This window comes from Paraburkholderia fungorum (assembly GCF_046027605.1).
GTDB classification, from domain to species: domain Bacteria; phylum Pseudomonadota; class Gammaproteobacteria; order Burkholderiales; family Burkholderiaceae; genus Paraburkholderia; species Paraburkholderia fungorum_F.
Map to the genome: position 1 here is coordinate 1 of NZ_JAQQEF010000089.1, position 834 is coordinate 834.

The following is an 834-nucleotide window of genomic DNA, read 5'->3' on the forward strand; positions in this document are numbered from 1 at the left end:
TACAGCCGAACGGTCTTCACATCGAAACCCGTCGGACTGGTCCGGTCTGCGGTTTCAATCAGGTCGCGATATCGCTGCACGCTTTCCTCGATCTCCTGCTGACGCTTGTCGATCTTGCTTGCCGTGTAGTTCCTGTCGCGGCTGTTTGACGCCTCGAACTTGCTACCGTCGATGGCCACCATGTCGATGGATAGCAGTTTCAGCCCGCGACACAGTTCGACGAAACGCCGGCATACGTTGCGAATGGCTGCGCCGCTGTCACGGCGAAAGTCGGCGATCGTCTTGAAGTCCGGAGCCAGACGTCCCGTTAGCCACATCAACTCGACGTTACGCTGACATTCACGCTCGAGACGCCGGCTGGAAGGTATCCGGTTCAGGTATCCGTAGATATAGATCTTGAGCATCACACCCGGATGGTAGGACGGCCGACCCGTGATCGCTGGCGTGGCACCGTTGAAACCCAGTTCTGCAAGATCCAGTTCGTCAACGAAGACATCGATGACTCTCACCGGATTGTCCTGTCCAATGTAGTCATCGACGCATTCGGGAAGTAGTGCGACCTGCTTGCGGTCATCGCCTTCAACGAATCGCTTCATGCGTCACCCGGTCTCGTGCGTTGATTCAGTTTAGGCGATCAATGCGTTTTCACCCACTCTGGACCGGCTTATGCCTTTTGCTCAAAATACGGGCTTGAGACGATTGGCGCGCTCAGTTGTGGGACGCATTGCGGCCATCAGCGGTCAGTCGACGATCCGGGTGAAATCTTCGACAATCTTCGAGGCCTCGCTTGGTTGCGCGAACTCGCGAACGCGCTTCCACCATCGGCCAACCTTG

Annotated in this window: 1 protein-coding gene; it reads right to left on the reverse strand. The window is 56.7% G+C overall.

Going from position 1 to position 834, the window contains the following annotated elements:
- A partial coding sequence (locus PQR53_RS38860; protein WP_408465892.1) for a transposase occupies positions 1-596 on the reverse strand: 596 nt, incomplete at its 3' end.
- Positions 597-834: the final 238 nt, after the last annotated feature.